The sequence below is a fragment of the Streptomyces sp. NPDC029164 genome, assembly GCF_055563995.1.
Genome location: NZ_JBVHWW010000021.1, coordinates 113,828 through 133,022, shown reverse-complemented (window position 1 = coordinate 133,022; position 19,195 = coordinate 113,828). Strand labels below are relative to the sequence as shown.

The window sequence follows — 19,195 nt, the reverse complement described above, 5'->3', positions numbered from 1 at the left end:
GGCCATGGCCAGCCACCCGCACACCTCGTCAGGTCGCAGCGACCTCGAGCCGTTCTGGCCCTCCCGTCAGGATCACGATTTCGACCGGGAGTGTTGCCGCGCGAAGAACGCGCCGGCCCTCTAAAGCCTCCGGGATCTCCCCCTCTGACCTCCCCTCAGGCCTTCGGTCTGCGCGGTGCGACATCGATGACGTCCGTACGTCTCCCTGCCGACCCTTCCGCGTGAAAGAGCTGACCACTCATGGCGAACACCCGCACCCTCACCTCCGCCGCCTCCGCCGCGACCGCTTCCCTGCCCTATCCGCCCCATCCGCGCCACCGGCTGCGTTCCGTGGACCGGGACGAGGTGGCCCGGGTCGTGGACCTGCTCCCGCCGGGGGCCACCTGGCTGCCCGCGCCCCAGCACACCCTCCCGACGCTGCCCGGCCAGCCGCCGATGATCGGTTACCTGGTGCTCGTACCGGCCGACCAGCAGCCGCCCCTCGGCTTCGCCCCGCACACCGTGGCCGCCCCGGCCGCGCCCACCGCGGTCCCGGCCCCGGCCCCCACCGCCGCCGCGCCGGCGGGTGACGCCCTGGTCCGCATCGACTCGGCGCAGCGCACCGCCGAGGTCGACGGCCGGGTGCTCGACCTGACCTACCTGGAGTTCGAGCTGCTGGCCCACCTCGTGCAGCACCCGCACCGGGTGCACAGCCGGGACCAGCTGGTCACCACGGTCTGGGGCTACGGCCACGTCGGCGACGGCCGGACCGTGGACGTGCACATCGCCCGCCTGCGCCGCAAGCTGGGCGCGTCCCACCGCGGCGCCATCCAGACGGTGCGCCGGGTGGGCTACAAGTACGCGCCCTGACCGGCCTTGGCGACCGTACGCGGCGGGCCCGTACTCCGGGATGGAGTACGGGCCCGCGTGCGTCGGACGGTCAGGCGGTCAGGCGGTCACGCCGCCGGGGCGGCCGGGGCGGCCGCCTTGGCGCGGCGGCCCGCGACGAAGCCCAGCAGGACGTCGACCACGACGAAGACGGCCAGGCTGATCCCGAGCAGCGGGACGAACCAGCCGACCACGGCCGTCACCGCGGCCAGCGGCAGGAGCGTGGTCACCGGCAGCTTCCGCCAGGCGCCGCGCGGCTGCGCCCGGCCCACGGACAGCTTGCGGTCCTTCGTCGGCCGGCGCAGCCACCACATCCGGTAGCCCCAGAACACGAGGAACATCACGGCGACGGCGAGCGCGGCCAGCGCGATCTGGTTGGCGAGACCGAAGGTCTGACCCATGTGCAGGTCGATGCCGAAGCGGGTCATCTTGGCGAGCAGGGGGTAGTCGGCGAAGCGCAGTTCGTCGATGACCCGCCCGTCGGCGGGGTCGACCGCGACCGCGTCGAAGTGCACCGGCACCTGCTTGTCCTGCTCCTTGACCACGTACCCCTTGCCCTTGGCGGGCAGGGTCACGCGGATCGACTCGGTGACTCCGGCCTCCCGGGCGGCGGCGACGGCCTGGTCGAGGCCGACGTCGGCGGTGGGCGCGGGCGTCGGGGCCATCGGCGTGCCGTCCGGCATGGTGTGCCCGGCGTGCTCGTCGGAGCCGGAGTCCGCGCCGGCGGTCAGTTTCGCGGAGACGGCGGGCGTGGCCCCGCCCAGGCTGTCCTGGAGCTGCCCGATGTTCTCGCCGGCGTACTTGGACCAGGTCAGGCCGGTGGCGGAGAGGACGACGAGTCCGGCGACGGCCCACAGGCCGACGGCCCCGTGCCAGGACAGGGTGCGGCGGCGGCCGGTGGCCTTGCGGTCCGGAAGGACGAGCTGCGCCTTCCGCTTGCGGCGGCGGCCGATCCACAGGGCGAGTCCGCCGAGCGCGACCACCCACATCCAGCTGGCGGCGAGTTCGCTGTAGTTCCGGCCGAACTCCCCGAGCTGGAGGCTGGAGTGGAACTCGCTCAGCCAGGCCCGCAGGGGCAGCGCGTCACCGGCGGTTTCGAGCTGCCCTCGCACCTCGGCCGTATACGGATCGACGAACACGGTGAGGGTCTGGCCCTCCGCGAGCCCCTCGCTCTCCATGATCACCCGGGTGGTGGCCTCGGAGTCGGGGGCCGGCCACACGGACACGACCGAGCCCTCGGGGGCGGCTCCCTGGGCGGCCGCGACCTGGGCGCTGAGCGGCAGGACGCTCTCGCCGACGCGGGCGACGGTCAGCTCGTCGGCGTAGACGATCTTCTCGGCCTGCCAGGAGGCCGCGTAGAGCAGGCCGGTGGCGGCGGCGAGGAGGAGCAGCGGAGCGATCAGCAGACCCGCGTAGAAGTGCATGCGCAGAAGCAGCGGCCGCAGGGCGGACCAGCCGCCGCCGCGGCTCTTGGGTAGGTCGGCCGGGTCGGCGTCCGGGGTGCGGACGTCCTGAACCTCGTCAAGAGACATGGGGGTTCCTCGGTGTTGGCGAAGGCATGGGGACATCGGCCCCAGGTCTCGCCATCCCTCGTGCCGAGGGAGCGCCGGGTCAGGCGCGAGCAGGACGGCCGGGGGCCGTGAAGCGGGGGAACGGACCCGGTCCGGGGGGCCCGCGGCGCACCACGGCATGGGCGTGCACGGCCCCGCGCAGGCCGCGCGGGTGCTCGTAGGGGGCGGGGAAGACGGGCGGAACCGGTACGGCGGCCACCCGCGCCCGTACCAGGGCGACTGCGCGGGCGAGCGGCCGGGCCGCGTGCAGCGCGGCGGCTCCCAGGACCCGGGCCAGCCGGAAGACGGCGGCCTCGCCGCGCGCCAGCCAGGCGGCGCAGAGCAGTCCGGCGAGCAGGTGTGCGGCGATCATCCCGGCGCCGCCGTGGGCGGCCATCGCGGCCAGGTCGGCCAGGTCGGCCAAGCTCGCCATGTCGGCCATCCCGGGGACGTCGGCGATCCCTGCCGCGTCCGCGACCCCTGCCGCGTCCGCGCTCCCCGCCGCGTCCGGCCTCCCCGCCATGTCCGCCGCACCCGCCATGTGCCCCGCGCCGGGGCCGCCGGCGGGTACGTGGTGGTGGTGTCCCTCCATCGCGGCGGGCGCGGCGGTGGCGTGCCCCGTGGCCCGGCTCCCCGAGAAGAGGAGGTGCAGCACGCCCTGGACGGAGAGCACGGCCGCGGTGATGCCCACGGGACCGCGCCGCCGGCCGGCGGCGAGCCAGGCGAGCGCGCCGGTCACGGCAAAAGCACTCAGAAGGCCAGTCAGAGGGATATCAGTGCCGGACATGTACGAATGCCCCGCCGCACCCAAAGCGACACACATCGCCGCGAATATCGCGGCCCGCGTGGCGCGCAGGGGCGCGGATTTCTCAGACATGACCGGGACATGTTCGCACGGGGCCCGCCGGTGTCCGCCAGAGGGCGGTATCCGATCATGGGTGCGTGAACGCGATTCCACTGGGAGCGGTGTACGCCGGCGCGGTCCAGCTCGGGGCGTACGCCCTGGAGCGGATCGGGCCGGCGGAGCGGGAGCGGCTGCTGCGCACCTGCTCGACGAATGTCGACAATCTCGCCGCCGGGCGCTGGGAGACGCTGCTGAGCAGCGCCGTCGTCGTCGAGGAGCCCATGCCCCTGCCCTACGCCCTGCTGCTCGTCGCCGTCCTCGGGTACGCCGAGTACGCGTACGGCGCCTGGTGGACGGCCGCGGTGTTCCTGTTCGGGCACGCCACGGCGACCCTCCTCGTGTACGGCGTCCTGCGCAGGACCACCGATCCGCAGACCCGGCGCTCCCTGGACGTGGGGACGAGCTACGGCTTCAACGCCGTGCTCGGCGCACTGACCTCGGCCCTGCCGCGCGGGCGGGTCCGTACGGCCGCCCGGGCCGGTCTGCTCGTGCTCGCCGCGGCGCCCGTGGTGAAGCGCGGGCGCACCTTCACCGACGCCGGCCACCTGGTCGCGCTCGGGATCGGCGTCGGGGTCTCGCTGGCCCTCGATTGTCTTTCCGGGGCGAAACATCAGAAAATTGCCTGAATCGCCGCATGACCGTACCGCTGGAGCCGCCACGATGACCGCCACCCCCTCCACCACCGTCGCCAACCTCCGCGACCTCGGTGGCACCCCGCTCGCCGGCGGCCGCACCGTCCGCCCCGGCCTGGTGCTGCGCTCCGGCCAGCTCGACCGGCTCGACCTCGACGCCGATCCGGCGGTGGCCGCCCTGGACGTGCGGACCGTCATCGACTTCCGCACCGACGCCGAGCGCGCCGACCACCCCGACCGGATACCCGACGGGGCCCGGCTGCTGATCGGCGACGTCCTCGCGGACAAGCTGCGGGAGGCCGGCAAGAAGCCCCCCGCGTCGCAGCTCAAGGACCTGCTGTCCGACCCGGCCGTGGCCGAGGAGCACCTGGGCGGCGGCAAGGCCCAGGCACTGTTCGCCGACACCTACCGGTCCTTCGTGAACTCCGTCTCCGCGCAGGCCGCCTACCGGATGCTGCTCACCGAGGCCGCCGACCCCTCGGCGGGCCCGCTGCTCTTCCACTGCACGGCCGGCAAGGACCGGACCGGCTGGGGCGCGACGGTGATCCTGGCGCTGCTCGGAGCGGACGACGAGGCCCTGATGGCCGAATACCTCTCCGTCAACCCCGCGGTGAAGCAGGCCTTCGCCCCGATGATCGAGGGTTTCACCGCCGCCGGCGGGGACCCGGACATCGCGCTCGCGCTGATCGGCGTCTTCCCCTCGTACCTGGAGGCGGCGCTGGACGAGGTGGAGACGCGTTACGGCTCCATGGAGAAGTACGTGCGCGAGGGGCTCGGTGTCCCCGACGAGACCGTCGACGCGCTGCGCGCCCGCCTGGTGGTCTGACCCCACACCCCCGGAATCTCGCACCCGAAGGAGGCACTGCGGACGGGTGACCATCCGACGATTCGCTCGTTCTGCTGAACGTGACTGCGCCGGATACCGCCACCCGCTCCCTGCCTCCCGTGTCTCCCGTGCCGCCGGACGTCGAGCAGGCCGAAGCCGCCATCGTCGAGCACTACCCGCGGCTGGTGCGGCTCGCCTATCTGGTGCTGCCGCCCGCCCTCGGCCGCAACCGGCGCGTGCTCACCGCCCACTCGCTGGTCCAGCGGGCGCTGCCGCGCGGGCGGCGGGACGCCGCGGCGGCCGCGGCGGCCGTGCAGGGAGGGGTTCCGGGCCAGCGGGCCGGCGCGGACGACTCCGGTTACGCCTACGTCCGGCTCCGCGTGCTGCGCGCCGCCCTGGAGGCGGGGATCCCGCTGACCTTCCGGGCGCTCCCCCGGCGCGCGCAGCTCCCGCCGCTGCTCCCCCAGGTGTGGGGGCTGCGGCTGTTCCCCCGCTCGGGCGGGGCCGAGGAGCTCGCCCTCGACCAGTGGCTGGCCACCCTCGACGGGCCCGGCCGGGCCGCCTGCGTGCTGCGGGCCCTGGAGCGGCTGCCCGAGCCGGAGGTGCTCCGGGTGCTCGACGAGGCCGGGGTCCCGGATCCGGCCGCCGCCGTCGCGGAGTCCGGGGATCCGGCGAACGACGCCCTGTTCGCCTCCCCCGAGTTCGACCCGTGCGTGCTCCAGGCCCGGCCCACCGACCTGCTGCGGCGGCGCCGGCTCGGCCGGGCCGGGCTGGCCGCCGCGGCCGCCCTCGCCGTGTGCGGGGCACTGCTCGCGCTGCCCGGCGGGGGCTGGGGCTCGGACGGGGCCGCGGCCCCGCTCTACGCGCGCAACGCCGCGGCCGAGCAGGCCCTGGATCCCGGGAAGCTGGTCCGGGCCGCGCCCGCGCTCTGGCACACGTCCTCCCGTACGGACTTCTCCACCTGGCCCGCCCGCGGGGACCGCGCCGATGACGCCGCCCTGCTGCGCCGGGCGCTGGCCGTCTGGGCCCGGCCCGGCTCCTCCGTGGTCGTCTCGGCCACTCCGGGGACCCCCGCCGGGCCGCCGATGGGACCGGCGCAGCTGCTGTTCGCGGGCGCCGTCGACCAGGCCGTCGTGGTCCTGTTCCACGACGGCCTGCGGGTGGTCCGCTACGCCGAACCGCGCACCGGGACCTCCGGCGCCGCCCTCGACTTCGCCCGGACCGACGGCGCCTCGGCCGACACCGCGACCGCGCTGGTGCTCAGCCGGGTCGACGGCAACGTCCGCTACCTCACCGCGCCCTGGGTCACCGGCGTCTCCCTGCGGGACCTCCTCAAGCCCGGCGCCCCGGCGGCGGTGCTGAAGCCGGCCCCGGACGGGGTGACCCCCCCGGTGGCGGGCCCGGCCCCGGCGGGCAGCTGTACGAGCTGGAACGCCCTGGCCCTGACCGGCGACGGCACCACCCGGCTGATCACCGACCTCGGCGAACTGACCCCGGCCCGGCTGACGTCGGGCGCTCCCGGCGCCGAGCGCGACGTGACGGAGGCCGCGGAACTGGCCGACTGGTCGAAGATCGCCTGCCTGCTGCCCTCGGTCCGCTCGCACGGGGTCCGTGCGGTCAACGCCTGGACGTACGCGAAGCAGCCGCTGCCGGAGGGCGACGGTACGGCGACCTGGCTCTGCACGCGGGCCGAGACCTGGCAGGGCGCGGCGGACCGGGTGCAGGCGCAGTTCCTGGCCCCGGGCTCGGCGACGGCGGCGCAGGCGGCCAAGTCCGAGGGTTCCGCGGCGTGCGGGCCGCGGGAGCCGCGGGTGCTGGCGGGCGTGCTGTGGAAGTCCCGTGCCGGCCAGTGGTACGTGCTGGCGGCGGGCAGTGCGCAGTTCGCCTCGCTGTCGGTGTCGGGCGGCGGGGTGAACGGGTCCGCGAACGGCAACCGGCTCGCGGTCAAGGCGCCGGCCGGTGCGCAGGTGGACCTCTCGGGCAAGCTCACGGACGGGACGAAGGCGGGGACGCTGCGGTAGCCGGCGGGGACGCCGCGGTAGGCGGGGACGCCGCGGCAGCCGGGGGACACCGTGCAAGGAGGCAGACCGGGCCGGGGCGCAGAGGCGGGTGAAGATTCAACGACCAAGCCTGGCCGAGGAGTTGGCGGGATCCGGACATGACGGTCGTAGCGCGCACATGGCATGATCGGGTTCCGGTTACCGGTCGGTAATCCCCCACCCCCCTCACCCGCCTGAAGGTCAACCACGTGCGCATGCTCGCCCGCCGCCTCCTGCTCCCCGGCCTGACCGCCCTCGCGCTCGCCGCCACCGGCTGCTCCTCCACACCCCACACCGGCGCCGCCGAACCGGCCGCTCCCGCCACCCTCGCCCCGTCGGGCGACGGCGCGTCCCGGCAGCTCGACGTGGCCGCGGCGCCACAGGGATCGCCCACACCCGCGGCCGTGTCCCGCGGCGACGGAAAGGGCAAGACCGAGAAGTCCTCGCTGAAGGTCGCCTCCTACGACAAGGAGAGCGGACGGGCCGTCATAGCCACGGCCCCCGAGGGGCCCGCCCGTACGCCGTCCCCGGGCAAGTCCCCCGAGGCCGCCAAGCCGGTCGCGGCGGGCGACGTCATCGCCAGCGCCCCGGCGCCGGGGGCCCCGAACGGCCTGCTCGCCAAGGTCACCGAGGTCGTCGGCAAGACCGACCGCGGCACCGAGGTCAAGACCGCCGCCACGACGCTGAACTCCGTCCTGGGCGACGACAAGGCCGACGGCAAGGTCCCCGTCGACCCCTCGGCGGTCACCGTCGAGCCCCTGATGAAGGGCGTCACCTTCTCCTGGGCCAAGGGCCAGGGCCTGAGCTTCGGCCCCCAGGGCGCGAAGCTGCCGCTCGGGAACCTGCGGCTCGACGTCGACGCCTCCGTCGACACCGCCCCGGACGCCCCCGCCTCGGCCGGCGCCTCGGTGACCGGCTTCGTCCAGCTCGCCCCGCAGGTCGAGTTCTCGTACGACGGGACCCCGGGCGGCGGCGCCGGCCCGCGCGGCGCCTTCCTCGGCATGAGCGGCGACTGGTCCTCGCAGTGGAAGCTCCAGGGCCGCGCCGCCGCGAGCACCGGAGCCCCCAAGCGGATCCCCTTCGCCAAGCTGCACAGCTCTCCGGTCATCCAGGTCGGTCCGGTTCCGGTCGTCGTCAACCTCGACCTGACCTGCTACATCCAGGTGGAGGCCGACGGCCGCGTGACCCTCGACGTCCAGCAGGACGTCAAGGGCGACTTCAAGGTCGGCGGCAGCTACGCCGCCGGCAAGGGCTGGACCCCGGTCAGCCAGTCCAGCGTCAAGAGCACGCCGGTCACGGCGACCGTCACCGCTTCCGGCAAGGTCAAGGGCGCGCTCGGCGCCGAGGCGTCCGTCGGCCTCTACGGCGCCGTCGGCGTCACCGCCGACTTCGCCCCGTACCTGCGCGGCGAGGCCGACGCCAAGGCGAGCGCGTCCAGTGACGGCAAGACCTCCGTCAGCGGCGCCTGGGCGCTGTACGGCGGATTCGACCTGAGCGGCAACCTCCACCTCCAGCTGTCCCTGTTCGGCACGCCCGTCTTCGAGCGCAAGATCCCCCTGGGCACCCTGAACCGCGAATGGGCGCTCGTGAGCGGAAACACCGGGCGCTAGCCGCCGCCCGGCGGGGGCGGTGGGCGGGGGCGGCGCGAGAAGTCGGCGCAGGGGGCTTCTCACTCCCTGTACCCATCAGTACATTGACGCCATGTCTAATACGCCGCTCGCGCCCGCCCCCGTGGCGTCGGAACACGTGGACCTGAGGCCCCGGAACGTGTCCTTCGGCTGGGAGGACACCCCGCTCCACTGGCTGCCCGGCGAACCCTTCGCCGGGCACATGATCAACGTGCTGCACCTGCTGCTGCCCGCGGGGGAGCGCTGGTTCGTGCACGTCTACAAGCAGGTGCTCCCCCACATCAAGGACGAGCGGCTGCGGGCGGACGTGGTCGGCTTCATCGGCCAGGAGGCCATGCACGCCGCCGCGCACGACGACGTGCTCCCCCACCTGAAGCGGCTCGGGCTGGACCCCACCCCGTACACCGCGCAGGTGGACTGGCTGTTCGAGAAGCTGCTCGGCGACCGCACCCTCCCGCCGGGCAGGGCCCGGCACTGGTGGCTGATGGAGCGGGTCGCCATGATCGCGGCGATCGAGCACTACACGGCGTTCCTGGGCGACTGGGTGCTGAACGCCGAGGCCCTGGACCGGCGGGGCGCCGACCCCACCATGCTGGACCTGCTGCGCTGGCACGGGGCCGAGGAGGTCGAGCACCGCTCGGTGGCCTTCGACCTCTTCATGCACGTGGACGGCAACTACCGCCGCCGCGCCCGGACCTGGGCCACCGCCTTCACCGCGCTGGTCTTCCTGTGGCAGCGCGGAGTCCGCTTCTTCATGGAGAACGACCCGCACCTGGACGCCGCCGCCAAGGCCTCCTTCGGACAGTTCTTCCGGGCGGGGCGGCAGGGGGTCCTGCCGACCAGCGGCGCCATGCTGAAGTCCATACCGAAGTACCTCTCCCGCACGTACCACCCCTCCCAGGAGGGCTCGACGGCCCAGGCGGTGGCCTACCTGGCCGCCTCCCCCGGCGCGAACGGCGGGGTGCGGGCATGAGGCGCGCCCTCGCGGTCACGGCGGTCGCGGGCGCCGCCTGGGTGACCCGGCGCGCCCTGAACCGCCGCATCGGCAGATCCCCGCTCTGGCCCTTGCCGGCCCTGGAGACACCGGTGTCGGGCCACTCCCCGCGCCGTGCGCTGCGCGCCCTGATCGTCTCCCGTACGCAGCCGGCCGAGGGCGTCCTGCAACTGACCCTGGAGTCACCGGACCTCCCGGCCTGGACCCCGGGCGCGCACGTGGACGTGACCCTGCCCTCGGGCCTGGTCCGCCAGTACTCCCTGTGCGGCGACCCGGCGGACGGCGGCCGGTACACCATCGCGGTCCGGCTGGCCGAGGACGGCCGCGGCGGCTCCCGCGAGGCGCACGACCAGCTGGTCGAGGGCGCCGAACTGGAACTGCGCCCGCCGCGCAACCGTTTCGAGCTGGTCCCGGCGCCCTCGTACGTCTTCGTCGCGGGCGGCATCGGCATCACCCCGATCCTGCCGATGCTCCGGGCCGCCACGGCGGCCGGCGCCGACTGGACCCTCCTGTACGGGGGCCGCTCGCGCGCCTCGATGCCCTTCCTGACGGAACTGGCCGCCTACGGGGACCGGGTCACGGTGGTCCCGGAGGACGAGGCGGGCCGACCCGACCTGACACCGCTGACCACGGCCGGGCCGGGCACGCCCGTCTACTGCTGCGGCCCCGAGCCGCTGATGCTGGCCGTCACGGCGGCTGCCCCGGACCCGGCGGCGGTCCACCTGGAACGCTTCGCGCCGGCGGCGGCGCCCGGCCCGGCGAACCCCTTCACGGTCGAACTCCGCCGCTCGGGAGGGGTCGTCGAGGTCGCCGCGGACGAGACCACCCTGGCCGCGGTGCGCCGGGAACTGCCCGCCACCCCCTACTCCTGCGAGCAGGGTTTCTGCGGGACCTGCCAACACCGTGTGCTGGCCGGTGCGGTGGACCACCGCGACGAGCTCCTCACGGACCAGGAGCGGGCGGACTCGATGCTGTTGTGCGTCTCGCGCGCGAAGGGGGACCGCCTCGTCCTGGACCTGTGAACGCTCCCCAGTAGGGTGTCCGCATGACAACCGGGGTGCGACGCAGGATGGGTGTCGAGGAGCGGCGGCAACAGCTGATCGGGGTGGCCCTGGAGCTGTTCAGCCACCGGTCGCCCGACAATGTGTCGATCGACGAGATCGCGGCGGCCGCGGGGATATCCCGGCCGCTCGTCTACCACTACTTTCCCGGCAAGCTGAGCCTGTACGAGGCCGCGCTGCGCCGGGCGGCCGACGAGCTGGCGCAGCGCTTCGTCGAGCCCCGGGAGGGGCCCCTCGGGGCGCGGCTGCTGCGGGTGATGGGGCGGTTCTTCGCCTTCGTCGACGACCACGGGCCGGGTTTCTCCGCGCTGATGCGGGGCGGTCCCGCGGCCGGCAGCAGCCGGGCCAACGCGATGATCGACGAGGTCCGGCAGGCGGCGTACGAGCAGATCCTCACGCACCTGGGCATCGGACTGGAGGATCCCCCGGCGCGCCTGGAGCTCGTGGTGCGGTCCTGGGTGTCGCTCGCCGAGTCCACCGCGCTGATCTGGCTGGACGGGCGCCGCATCCCGCGCGCCGAGCTGGAACTGCAGCTGGTGCACGACTTCGCCGCGCTGGCCGCGGTGAGCGCCGCCTACGACGCGGAGATGGCGGGGATCCTCGTACGGATCCTGGCCGACGAGCCGGCCGACGGGCCGTTCGGAGAACTGGTCGGGCGTCTCGGCGGGCTCGTTCCGAGCCCTTGATCATCGGTGACTCCCGATCACCGATAATGCCCGCGTGATCATTGACGACGGGATCTTGTTCCGGCAGGCCGCGAAGAAGGACGCCGACACGCTGGTGCGGCTGCACGACCAGGCCGCCCGCTGGATGCAGAAGCACGGGATCGACCAGTGGAAGCCCGGCGACAAGGACGCCGCCCACTTCCGCACGCGGATGGGCGACGGCGAGGTGTGGCTCGGCGGCGACTGCGACGGACGGGTCGTCGGCGCCTACGAGCTGTGGTGGTCCGACGAGGACGCCTGGGGCGTCCAGCCCCCGGTGGCCGGCTACGTCCACCGGCTGATGGTGGAACGCGAAGCCGCCCCCGCCGGCGCCGGGCGCCGCCTGCTCGAACATGCCGAGCGGCGGATCGCCAGGACCGGACGGGAGCGGGCACGGCTGGACTGCGTCTCCACCAACCCCCGGCTGCTCGCGTACTACCGGGGTGCGGGCTACCGGGTGGTCGGGGAGCTCCCCAACAAGACGGGGAAGGACGGCAGGACCTACGGGGTGATCCTGCTGGAGAAGCGACTGGACGAGCTCAGCCTCGTTTGAAGACCGAGACGGTGCGGGCGGGGATGGTGAACTCTCCTGTCGTGGTGTCGTACGCGGACCGCTTGACCGTGGGGTCGGAGCCGGCGGCCTGGACCGGGTGGAGCCGGTAGGCGGTGCCGGCGAGGGCGGGGACGCGCTGGGGCCGGGCGGTGGGGGTGGCGTTGAAGACCACCACCAGGTCGCCCAGGGTCATGGTGATCACGCCCGGGGTCTCGTCCTTGCCCGAGAGGGGGAAGGCCAGCCGTGACTGGACCGCCTCCGCCGTGGTGAGGGCGAACTCCGGCGCGGTGGTACGGATCTTCAGCAGGTCGCGGTGGGCCGCCGCGGTGGCGGTGATGTCCGCGCAGGTGGGGGCCGGGCCCGTCAGGAGCGGCTTCGCGTAGGGCCACTTCGGGGCGTTGTCCGCGGCCGGGGGCAGGCCCCGGCCGAAGCCGTTGCCGCTGCGGCAGTCCCACTGGATGGCGTTGAACCAGTCGCCGCTGTCGTAGGAGTTGCGGTCCAGGGACTTGGAGCGCAGCAGGTCCGTGCCCGCCTGGGAGAGGGCCGGGCCCTGCGAGAGGGTGGCCGTCGCCATGGCCAGGACCTGCATGCGGGCCTTGTCCGCGTTGCTCGTGGCCGGCGGGAGCTTGTAGGTCAGGGCGTCGGCGAGGGTCTCGTTGTCGTGGGCGTCCGCGTAGGCGAGGGCGTCGCCGGGGGCGGCCGCGTATCCGGCCGGGGCCCCGTTGTAGTCCACTTCGGAGCCCTTGGTGCGGCGGCCGGTGGTGTCGGTGAAGGCGTACGAGGCGAGGTTGCCCGACAGACCCACCTTGATCAGGTCCTGGGCGTGCAGTAGGCGGGCCTTCTGCTCGGCCGGGGTGCCGTTGGCGGGCGAGGAGTTGGGGCTGGTGAAGAGGCCCGAGGCGAAGCCCTGGACGCGCGGGTCCTCGTCGAAGGGGCCGCCGCCGCGGACCGCGTCGCGCGCCCGGTCGGAGAAGGTGGCGATGCCGGTTCCGGCCATGTTCTTCTGCGTGGCCTGCACGAAGCGGGCGTCGTCGGCGATCTCGCCGAAGTTCCAGCCTTCCCCGTAGAGCACGATCTTCTTGCCGTCGACCCCGTCCTTGGCGAGGGTCAGGCCGTCGAGGGCCTTGCGGACGGCCAGGATGTTGGCCTTCGGGTGGTGGCCCATGAGGTCGAAGCGGAAGCCGTCGACCTTGTACTCCTTCGCCCAGGTGACGATCGAGTCCACGACGAGCCGGCCCATCATGGCGTTCTCGGGGGCGGTGTTGGCGCAGCAGGTGGAGGTGGCGACGGTACCGTCGGCCAGCAGCCGCTGGTAGTAGCCGGGCACGATGCGGTCGAGGACGGACTTGTCCGACTGGCCCGCGGCGACGGTGTGGTTGTAGACCACGTCCATGACCGTGCGCAGCCCGGACCCGTTGAGGGACTGGACCATCCTGCGGAACTCGACCGTACGGGCCGTGCCGTTCGGGTCGCTCGCGTAGCTGCCCTCGGGGACGGTGTAGTGCAGGGGGTCGTAGCCCCAGTTGTACGCGTCCTTCGCGGCCGCGGCGGCCACGCACGCCTGCTGCTCCTGCGAGTCCGGCGCGTACACCGTGAGGTCGCAGGCGGGCTGGGTGCGGTCGGCGGGCTTCTCCGGGATGGTGCCGATGTCGAAGGCCGGGAGGAGGTGGACGTACGAGGTTCCGGCGGCGGCCAGGTCGCGCAGGTGCCGCATGCCCGCCGAGGAGGTGTCGGTGAAGGCCAGGTACTGGCCGGGGTGGGTGCTGGTGCGGTCCAGGGCGGAGAAGTCGCGGATGTGGAGCTCCTGGATCTGCGCGGAGGTGAAGGGGACGGCCGCGGGCTTGCGCAGGTCCTTCCAGCCGGGCGGAGCGAGCTTCGGGTCGGCCAGGTCCACGGCCAGGCTGTGGGTGGAGTCCGCGGTCAGGGCGGTGGAGTACGGGTCGGTGACCAGGTTCCGGACGATCTGCCCGGTGGTCGGGGCCCAGACGGTGACGGCGTAGCGGTACGGCTTCCCGGTCCAGGAGCGCTCGCCGCGCACCGACCAGACGCCGGTGGCGTCGTCGCGGCGCATGGCGACCGTGCGGCCGTCGAGTTCGAGGGAGACCTGCCGGGCCGTCGGCGCCCAGACGGAGAGGGTGGGGCGGCCGTCCTTGAAGACCGGGCCGAGGGCGGCGTTGTTGGCGTACAGGTCGTCGAGGACTCCGGCGAGCTGGACGCCGGTGGCGGCGAGGACGGCGCCGTTGGCGGTGCGGGCGCTCGCGACGAGCTGGCCGCGCAGGGCCTCGCGGACGCGGTCGCGGTCGCGCGGGTCGACGGTGTAGGTGGCGTACCCGGCCAGGTGCGGGAACGTCTGCTTCTGGGCGGCGGTGAGCGCGGACCCGGTCAGGCGGAGCCACTGGGCGCCGCCCTCGTGCAGGGCGCCGTTCTGGGCCTTGACGGCGCCTACGCGGGAGGCGAGGAGCTGTACGGAGGCGGCCGCCGCGGGGGCGTTCCAGGCGAGGGTGTCGCGGTCGATCCAGACGGCCTGGGCCTTGGTGAGGTCCAGGGCGGCGGAGGAACCGGCGGGCTGCGGCAGGAGGTACTTCTCCTTTCCGCCCAGCATCCAGACCTCGTGGCCGGTGGCCTTCAGGTCCAGGGACTGGTCGGAGGGGAGGTCCTTCTCGTCGCCCTTGTGGAGGATGTAGCCGAGGCTGGTGGCGCCGGCCGCGAGCGGGACCTCGTAGACCGCGCCGTAGGAGTCGGTGCGGACGGGGAGCAGCGGCTTCGACCAGTCGGTGGGGGTCGCGGCGCCGGTCCAGACGTGCAGGCCCCAGCCGTCGTAGGCGCCGTCGGGGCGCTGGTAGTGCAGGACGGCCTTGGCCTGGTCCTGCGGCGGGTAGGCCGGGCGGTCGGTGCGTGCGGGCTCCTTGCCCTGTTCCAGCCAGATCTCGCCGGTCTTCGTCACGTCGATGGTGCGGTCGGCGGCGACGTCCTTGTTGCCGTCCTTGTCGATGACGAGGTAGCCGACGGAGGAGGCGCCGGGCTTGAGCTTGACGTACGCGAAGGCGCCGTAGGCGTCGCGGCCGGTGAAGTCGTGGCCCTCGGGCCAGGGGGTGGCCTCGCCGTCGGCGAGGTCGCCCCAGGCGTAGAGCCGCCAGCCGGTGTAGTCGCCGTCGGGGCGGTTGTAGTGGACGACGGCGTAGTCGCGCTGGGTGGCGGTGGGGACCTCGGTGGGCGGGGCCTGGCCGGCGGCGGACTCGGCGAGGGCGCTCGCGGTGCGGCCGGCGGCGTCGACCACGACGGCCTTGTAGCGCAGGGCGGTGCCGGCCGGGGCGGTGACGTGCTGCGTGACCTTGTAGGGCGCGTGGTCGGCGGAACCGAGCACCTGCCACGTGGCGTTGCCGCTCTGGGCGGCGAAGACGACCCGGTTCAGGCCGCCGCCGGTGATGTCGGCGGAGAGTTCGACGGTGCCGGTGGCGCCGGGGGCCGGGGCCTTGAGGGTGAGGGCCGGCTTGGCGGCGGGCTTGGCGGCGGGCGCGAGGGCCTGGAGGACCACGGAGCCGAGGGCCGGGACGGGGACGGTGAGCTTGCCCGCCGCGGAGGCGCGGAGCAGGGCGGTGCCGCCGTAGAGGGTGCGGTACTGGGCGCCGGCCGGGGCGTCGATGTCGACGGTGCGGGACTCGGCTCCGTTGTTGGCGGCGACCAGGTACTCGGTGCGGCTGCGGGCGTCGGTGCGCGCGAAGGCGTAGACGGAGCCGTCGGCGAGGCGCTCGCTCTGGACGCCGTCGCGCAGGGCGGGGTGGGCCTTGGTCAGCTTCGCGAGAGCACTGATCTGCTGGTAGAGCGGGTGTCCCGGATCGTAGGCATCGCTCGCATGCGTGCGCGCCGTTCCGAGTTGGTCGTCGTCGAGGTAGTCGGCGGTCTGCGAGGCGAAGAGCGGCTGGCGGGCGTCCTTGTCGCCGCCCGCGCCCGTGAAGCCCTGCTCGTCACCGGAGTAGATCACCGGGTTGCCCCGGGAGAGGAACATCAGCTCGTTGGCCAGCCGGTAGCGGCCCAGCAGCTCCTGCTCCTGCGCACCCGGCCGGTCCTGCTTCAGGAAGGTGCCGAAGCGGCCCATGTCGTGGTTGCCCAGGAAGGTGACCTGCTCGTAGGCGTTGGCCTTGTCGCTGGTGTACCGGTAGTCGTCGGCCAGGACCGAGGCCAGCCGGCCGGCTCCCGCGCCCTGGGAGGCGTACGCGCGGATCGCGTCCTGGAGCGGGAAGTCGAGGGTGGCGTCGAGGCGCCCGCGGGTCACGTACGGGGAGGTGACGGCGGTGTCGGCGGAGTAGACCTCGCCGAACATGAAGAAGTCGTCCCGGCCGCGCTTCGCCGCGTACGCGTCGAGGGCGGTCGCCCACTGGGTCCAGAACCCGGTGTTGACGTGCTTGACGGTGTCGATCCGGAAGCCGTCGATACGGAAGTCCTTGACCCACTTCTCGTAGATCTTCTCCATGCCCTCGACGACCTCGGGACGCTCGGTCCACAGGTCGTCGAGGCCGAAGAAGTCGCCCTGGTCGGAGGATTCGCCGGCGAAGGTGGAGTCACCCCGGTTGTGGTACATCGTCGGGTCGTTGAGCCAGGCCGGGACCTTGAGGTTCTTCTTCCCGTCCGGCACGAAGGGCGTCCTCGGGAAGGACTCCCCGTCCACCTGGGGGAACTTCCCCTTCCCGTCCGCGTAGTCCTTGTCGTCGAAGGGCACGCCGTCCTTCGTCAGGTACGGGAACGCCCCCTTCGACAGGTACGAGTAGGAGGCCTCCCGGTAGTCGACGACGTCGGCGGTGTGGTTGGTGATGACGTCGAAGAAGACCTTCATCCCCTTCCCGTGCGCCGTGTCGATCAGCCGCTCCAGGTCGGCGTTGGAGCCGAAGTGCGGGTCGACCTGGGTGAAGTCGGTGATCCAGTAGCCGTGGTAGCCGGCCGAGACGTCGTCGCCCTTGCCCTGCACCGGCTGGTTCTTGAAGATCGGCGCCATCCAGATGGCGGTGGTGCCGAGCCCCTTGATGTAGTCCAGCCGGTCGGTGAGCCCCTTGAGGTCACCGCCCTGGTAGAAGCCCTTGTCGGTCGGGTCCAGGCCGGTCTCCAGGCGGGAGCCGGTCAGGCCGCCCCGGTCGTTGCGCGGGTCGCCGTTCGCGAACCGGTCCGGGAGCACGAAGTAGAACTGCTCCCGGGTCAGGTCGTGCCGGGCCGGCTCGGCGGCCAGCTTCGCGTCCGAGGGCGGGGCGGGCGGCTTCGCGGCGGCGGCCGCGGCGGGGAGGGCGGGCAGGAGCGTCACGGCCAGGGCGGCGGCGAGCACTCCTGCGGCAGGGCGTATCAAGGCGGGTCTCCTTGTGTACGTGTCGCACGGATGAGGGCCGCCCGGCGGTGGCGGGGAAGAATGCCGGGCGGCCCTGGTCGGTGGGGCGCGGCGGCTCAGGCGCGCCAGGTGTCGGTCAGCGTGACCTTGCCGCTCGCGGGGACGGTGGCGGTGCGGTTCGCGCCGCTCTCCCAGGTGACGTTGCCGGCGGCGTCCTTGCGGACGTACTTGTACGCGAAGGACGTGCCGGCCGGAAGGGTGACGTCGAGCTTCCAGACGGGGTAGGCGGCCGGGTCGAGCTTGAGGGCGGCGGCGGTGTTCCACGCGCCGAGCTCGGCCCGGTCTCCGGTGACGTGGACGTTCTGGCCGGGGACGGTGGTGGCGTTGACGGCGAAGGAGGCCCCGGCGGGTCCGGCCGGGGTGCCCGCGCAGGTCCGGGCGTTCACGTGCAGGGCGAGGGCGGTACCGGCCCCGAGGGTGGCGGTGAACTGCCCGCCCGCGCCCACGGTGACCGTGCGCCCGCTCTGGACGTCGCAGTAGTCGCCGGCGGGAAGGGAGGTCTGGAAGGTGCGGGTGAGGGCGGAGCCCTCGTGGTTGAGGGCGACGTACGCCTTGGAGCCGCGCCCGAAGGCGATCTGGTCGCCGCCGTTGTCCCACCAGTTGGTGACGGCCTGGCCGCGGGCCGCGTTGCGGAAGGAGACCATGGAGGAGATCTCCCGCCAGGCGTGCTGGCACTTCCAGCCGTCGGCGTAACAGGCGCTCACCGCGCCGCCGTTCGGGGGACCGGCGTCCTTGTCGGTCCACTCGTAGCCCGAGTGCACGTCCGGGGAGCCGTAGGGCCAGGCCAGCATGAAGACGTTGGCGAGGGTGTAGGCGGAGCCGTCCTTGTAACTGAGGGTGTCGCCGACGCGCTCGGTGTCGTGGTTGTCGACGAAGACCCCGGCCTGGCCGCTGGGCATGTGCCCCCAGGCCTCGCCGAAGTTCTTCAGGTAGGCGAGGTTCTCGTTCTGGAAGACGCGCTTGAGGTCCCGGGCGTACCGGAACTCCTGCACGTCCCCGTTGCCGAGGTACTCGTTCGGCGAGACGGCCTCGCCCGCGCCGTGTATCGCCTCCTGCTTCCAGTAGACGCCGGGGTTCGTCAGCCGGGACTTGATGTGGGCGAGGTCGGCGGCGGGCATGTGCTTGGCGGCGTCGATCCGGAAGCCGTCGACGCCGAGGGAGAGCAGGTCGTTGAGGTACCCGGCGATCCGGCCCCGCACGTACTCCTCGCCGGTGTCCAGGTCGGCGAGCTGCACGAGCTCGCAGTTCTGGACGTTGGCGCGGTCCCGGTAGTTCGAGATGGTGGCCCGACAGTCGTCCATGTCGGAACCGGAGTAGACACCCGGGTAGTTGTACTTCGTGTACGAACTCCCGCCGGTCCCGGTCCCGTCCCCGGCGGCCATGTGGTTGATGACGGAGTCGGCGACGACCTTCACACCGGCGGCGTGGCAGGTGTCGACCATGGCCTTGAAGGCGGTGCGGTCGCCGAGCCGTCCGGCGATCCTGTAGCTCACGGGCTGGTACGAGGTCCACCACTGGGACCCCTGGATGTGCTCCTGCGGGGGCGAGACCTGCACGTAGCCGTACCCGGCGGGCCCGAGCGCGTTGGTGCAGGCGGCGGCCACGGAGGCGAACTTCCACTCGAAGAGGACGGCGGTGACGTCCTTGTCTCCGGGTGCCGCGGCGGAGGCCTGCGGCCCGACGGCCGTCAGGGTGGCGGCGGCAAGTGCGGTGGTGGCGAAAAGAGTTGCAGCTCTGACGGCTCTGGCAGGCATGCGGGGGGCCTCCTGGCGGGAGAGGTGGGGATTGGAGCGACCGTAGGGGCCAGGTAGGAGGCCTGCAAGAGTTTGCGCAAGAGATTGCAGAATTGTTTCCGAGGCGTGTCCTCTTGGACAGGTCTCTCTGGTTCCACCCCCGGCGCGGCTCGCCACCAGCCGATCGGCATGGGCCCCCGACTGCCCCGAGAGGGAACCGGGCGGCGACGGCGGTCACGGCGGCGGTCACGGCGGCGGCCACGGCCGCCGACGCGACCGGCCGCCCGACGGGCTCCCGGACGGGGCGGAACAGGCCCGCACCGCCCCGCCCGG

At 73.3% G+C, this 19,195-nt stretch carries 13 protein-coding genes; 9 read left to right on the top strand and 4 right to left on the bottom strand.

Going from position 1 to position 19,195, the window contains the following annotated elements; all coding sequences use genetic code 11:
- Window positions 1–240: 240 nt before the first annotated feature.
- Window positions 241–849, top strand: a complete 609-nt coding sequence (locus ACZ4VT_RS21480; protein ID WP_467951744.1) for a winged helix-turn-helix domain-containing protein — start codon at window positions 241–243, stop codon at window positions 847–849.
- Between the two features lie 86 nt (window positions 850–935).
- On the opposite strand, the gene ACZ4VT_RS21475 is transcribed toward ACZ4VT_RS21480, so the two are convergent.
- On the bottom strand, window positions 936–2,399 hold the full coding sequence (locus tag ACZ4VT_RS21475; RefSeq protein ID WP_467951743.1) for a PepSY-associated TM helix domain-containing protein: 1,464 nt from the start codon (window positions 2,397–2,399) through the stop codon (window positions 936–938).
- A 79-nt stretch (window positions 2,400–2,478) separates the two neighbouring features.
- Window positions 2,479–3,156, bottom strand: coding sequence for a hypothetical protein (locus tag ACZ4VT_RS21470; protein WP_467951741.1), 678 nt, complete (start codon window positions 3,154–3,156; stop codon window positions 2,479–2,481).
- 203 nt (window positions 3,157–3,359) lie between these two features.
- Between ACZ4VT_RS21470 and ACZ4VT_RS21465 the strand changes: the two genes are divergently transcribed.
- The 8 genes from ACZ4VT_RS21465 to ACZ4VT_RS21430 all read left to right on the top strand — a co-directional run bounded on the left by ACZ4VT_RS21465 (window position 3,360) and on the right by ACZ4VT_RS21430 (window position 11,758).
- Window positions 3,360–3,947 (top strand): rhomboid-like protein, encoded by a 588-nt coding sequence (locus ACZ4VT_RS21465; protein ID WP_467951739.1) that lies wholly within the window; start codon window positions 3,360–3,362, stop codon window positions 3,945–3,947.
- A gap of 34 nt (window positions 3,948–3,981) precedes the next feature.
- Window positions 3,982–4,779 (top strand): tyrosine-protein phosphatase, encoded by a 798-nt coding sequence (locus ACZ4VT_RS21460; RefSeq protein WP_467951737.1) that lies wholly within the window; start codon window positions 3,982–3,984, stop codon window positions 4,777–4,779.
- An 80-nt stretch (window positions 4,780–4,859) separates the two neighbouring features.
- Entirely contained in the window at window positions 4,860–6,800 is a 1,941-nt protein-coding gene (locus ACZ4VT_RS21455) for a hypothetical protein (RefSeq protein ID WP_467951735.1), read from the top strand.
- Window positions 6,801–7,027: 227 nt separating this feature from the next.
- Window positions 7,028–8,428 carry a hypothetical protein gene (locus ACZ4VT_RS21450; RefSeq protein ID WP_467951733.1) on the top strand — a complete coding sequence of 467 codons (1,401 nt, stop codon included), beginning with the start codon at window positions 7,028–7,030 and terminating at the stop codon, window positions 8,426–8,428.
- A 91-nt stretch (window positions 8,429–8,519) separates the two neighbouring features.
- Window positions 8,520–9,419: a metal-dependent hydrolase gene (locus tag ACZ4VT_RS21445; protein WP_351291561.1), complete on the top strand. Its 900-nt coding sequence runs from the start codon at window positions 8,520–8,522 to the stop codon at window positions 9,417–9,419.
- Window positions 9,416–10,462: a PDR/VanB family oxidoreductase gene (locus ACZ4VT_RS21440; RefSeq protein WP_467951731.1), complete on the top strand. Its 1,047-nt coding sequence runs from the start codon at window positions 9,416–9,418 to the stop codon at window positions 10,460–10,462. The genes ACZ4VT_RS21445 and ACZ4VT_RS21440 overlap by 4 nt, the downstream gene beginning before the upstream one ends.
- A gap of 23 nt (window positions 10,463–10,485) precedes the next feature.
- Window positions 10,486–11,187, top strand: a complete 702-nt coding sequence (locus tag ACZ4VT_RS21435) for a TetR/AcrR family transcriptional regulator (protein WP_467951729.1) — start codon at window positions 10,486–10,488, stop codon at window positions 11,185–11,187.
- A gap of 34 nt (window positions 11,188–11,221) precedes the next feature.
- Entirely contained in the window at window positions 11,222–11,758 is a 537-nt protein-coding gene (locus ACZ4VT_RS21430) for a GNAT family N-acetyltransferase (RefSeq protein ID WP_467951727.1), read from the top strand.
- Here ACZ4VT_RS21430 and pulA read toward each other — a convergent pair.
- Together pulA and ACZ4VT_RS21420 are read right to left on the bottom strand one after the other, a co-directional pair.
- The gene (gene pulA / locus ACZ4VT_RS21425; protein ID WP_467951726.1) at window positions 11,745–17,090 is read right to left on the bottom strand and encodes a pullulanase-type alpha-1,6-glucosidase; all 5,346 of its coding nucleotides are present in this window, start codon (window positions 17,088–17,090) and stop codon (window positions 11,745–11,747) included. The two genes, ACZ4VT_RS21430 and pulA, sit on opposite strands and share 14 nt — an antisense overlap.
- A gap of 95 nt (window positions 17,091–17,185) precedes the next feature.
- Window positions 17,186–18,883, bottom strand: coding sequence for a carbohydrate-binding module family 20 domain-containing protein (locus ACZ4VT_RS21420; RefSeq protein ID WP_467951725.1), 1,698 nt, complete (start codon window positions 18,881–18,883; stop codon window positions 17,186–17,188).
- Window positions 18,884–19,195 lie beyond the last annotated feature (312 nt).

What these genes read in the sequence shown, in the direction of transcription:
- ACZ4VT_RS21480 (WP_467951744.1), top strand. Translation starts at nt 241, where the DNA reads ATGGCGAACACCCGCACCCTCACCTCCGCCGCCTCCGCCGCGACCGCT.
- ACZ4VT_RS21475 (WP_467951743.1), bottom strand. Translation starts at nt 2,399, where the DNA reads ATGTCTCTTGACGAGGTTCAGGACGTCCGCACCCCGGACGCCGACCCG.
- ACZ4VT_RS21460 (WP_467951737.1), top strand. Translation starts at nt 3,982, where the DNA reads ATGACCGCCACCCCCTCCACCACCGTCGCCAACCTCCGCGACCTCGGT.
- ACZ4VT_RS21445 (WP_351291561.1), top strand. Translation starts at nt 8,520, where the DNA reads ATGTCTAATACGCCGCTCGCGCCCGCCCCCGTGGCGTCGGAACACGTG.
- ACZ4VT_RS21440 (WP_467951731.1), top strand. Translation starts at nt 9,416, where the DNA reads ATGAGGCGCGCCCTCGCGGTCACGGCGGTCGCGGGCGCCGCCTGGGTG.
- ACZ4VT_RS21435 (WP_467951729.1), top strand. Translation starts at nt 10,486, where the DNA reads ATGACAACCGGGGTGCGACGCAGGATGGGTGTCGAGGAGCGGCGGCAA.
- ACZ4VT_RS21420 (WP_467951725.1), bottom strand. Translation starts at nt 18,883, where the DNA reads ATGCCTGCCAGAGCCGTCAGAGCTGCAACTCTTTTCGCCACCACCGCA.